This window comes from Aminobacter sp. P4_H6_2 (assembly GCF_056400805.1).
This window is the reverse complement of record NZ_JBFUKO010000901.1, coordinates 1-1,605: the sequence shown is the minus strand read 5'-3', so window position 1 is coordinate 1,605 and position 1,605 is coordinate 1. Positions and strand designations below refer to the sequence as shown.

The 1,605-nt window shown below is 55.5% G+C and carries 3 protein-coding genes; 2 read left to right on the top strand and 1 reads right to left on the bottom strand.

Going from position 1 to position 1,605, the window contains the following annotated elements:
• Positions 1–186, bottom strand: a 186-nt coding sequence (locus tag AC1DUU_RS31475; RefSeq protein WP_476787221.1) for a DUF982 domain-containing protein, incomplete at its 3' end; no start/stop codon positions are given.
• Between the two features lie 150 nt (positions 187–336).
• Between AC1DUU_RS31475 and AC1DUU_RS31470 the strand changes: the two genes are divergently transcribed.
• On the top strand, positions 337–567 hold the full coding sequence (locus AC1DUU_RS31470) for a hypothetical protein (RefSeq protein ID WP_476787220.1): 231 nt from the start codon (positions 337–339) through the stop codon (positions 565–567).
• Between the two features lie 67 nt (positions 568–634).
• Positions 635–1,605, top strand: a 971-nt coding sequence (locus AC1DUU_RS31465; protein ID WP_476787219.1) for a sensor histidine kinase, incomplete at its 3' end; no start/stop codon positions are given.

Genomic DNA, 1,605 nt, shown 5'->3' with positions numbered 1-1,605 from the left:
AGCCTCTCTAGCCTGATCAATGGGAATGGAGCCGTTGATTGCACCCTGCAGCGCTTGCTCTGCCAGATAGAAGAATGGGTTGCGTTTATCGAACGGCCACTGTTCTAGGAAATCGACCGCGTCGGGAACGGAGTCGATGTTCCGGAGAGAGAACTCCCCGCCCTTCAGCCAGATGGTTGGGCTCATTTCCATAATACTAAACGCAGCTGCTGGGAGACGGTTGCACTAATGGCAGATATTGCCAATCAACTCTGAGTCGCGCCCCGAGTTCAAGAATCAGGACAACACAGTGTGACGTCCAAGCCTCATTGCGAACCCCAACACCACGCCACGCGCATGAAGGGTTTTGTGGCCAATCTTAAGAAAATTCGACGGCTGATGCGCGCCCATGACCTGCAACCGAAGATCAGACGGCGTTTCATTGCCACGACCGACAGCAATCACAACGGCCCGATCTTTCCGAACCTTGGCAAAGGAATTCGTTCCAACGGGACCGAACCAGCTCTGGCAACGCTATATACCTACGTCGCCCTTCCAACCCGTGCCTTGAGAGCCTGTGTCAGCTAGAGACAGGCGTCGCGCAACTCTATAACGTGCCTGCAGGCGATATCCGCCTCAGATCGGCTTCACGCCCATGTTCCATCCCATCGCGAATGTCGACGACGCTCAGACGTTGGCGCAGGCTATCGTCAATACGATCCCCGAGCCCTTTCTCGTGCTTGACGAACAGTTTTTTGTGCTGGCGGCCAGTCGTTCTTTCTACCAGACATTCAAAGTCGATCCCGAGCAGACGCGGGGGGCGTTGCTCTATGCCCTCGGTGATGGTCAGTGGGACATTCCCGCACTTCGTCTGCTCCTGGAAACAATCATCCCTGAGAAGACCGCGATGGATGGTTTCGAGGTGGCCTACGATTTTCCCAACATCGGCCACCGCACGATGTTGCTCAATGCTCGAAAGGTCATCTACGACCACAGCAAAGCCATTACCGTCTTGCTCGCCTTCACCGACATAACGGCCCGCCGCGTGATCGAGCGCGAAAAGGAAGAGCTTCTGGGCCGAACCGAAGAKCTGCTTCGCCAGAAGGATGTGYTKCTTCGCGAAATGGAGCACAGGGTTGCCAACAGCCTGCAGATCATCGCCAGCATATTGCTGATAAAGGCCCGCTCGGTCACCTCTGAGGAAACACGCCAGCATCTGAAGGACGCGCAYCAGCGGGTYATGTCGGTTGCCGAGGTTCAGCGGCATCTTCACGCCTCGACCGGGCTAGAYGAGATTGAAGTGGGTTCCTACYTGWCGAAGCTTTGCARCAGCTTGGCCGCTTCGATGATTGGAGAAGACCACGCCATTGCCGTGAACGTAGTCACCGAAGGCGGCAGGATCGAYTCYCAGAAGGCTGTAAGCTTGGGGYTRATCGTCACCGAACTCGTTCTYAATGCYATCAAATACGCCTTTCCKAARAAGAGRMCSRRCGCAMYTATTCAGGTGACCTACGAGACCRATGGCGRCGATTGGAAGCTGACTGTCTCGGACAAYGGCGTKGGAAAACCTGYAAGCAATGCGCCAAATGYRGGCTTGGGAACGGCAATTGTGGAAGCGCTTGTGAA

Excerpts from the sequence above, each read along its gene's own strand:
- AC1DUU_RS31470 (WP_476787220.1), top strand. The coding sequence starts at position 337 with ATGAAGGGTTTTGTGGCCAATCTTAAGAAAATTCGACGGCTGATGCGC.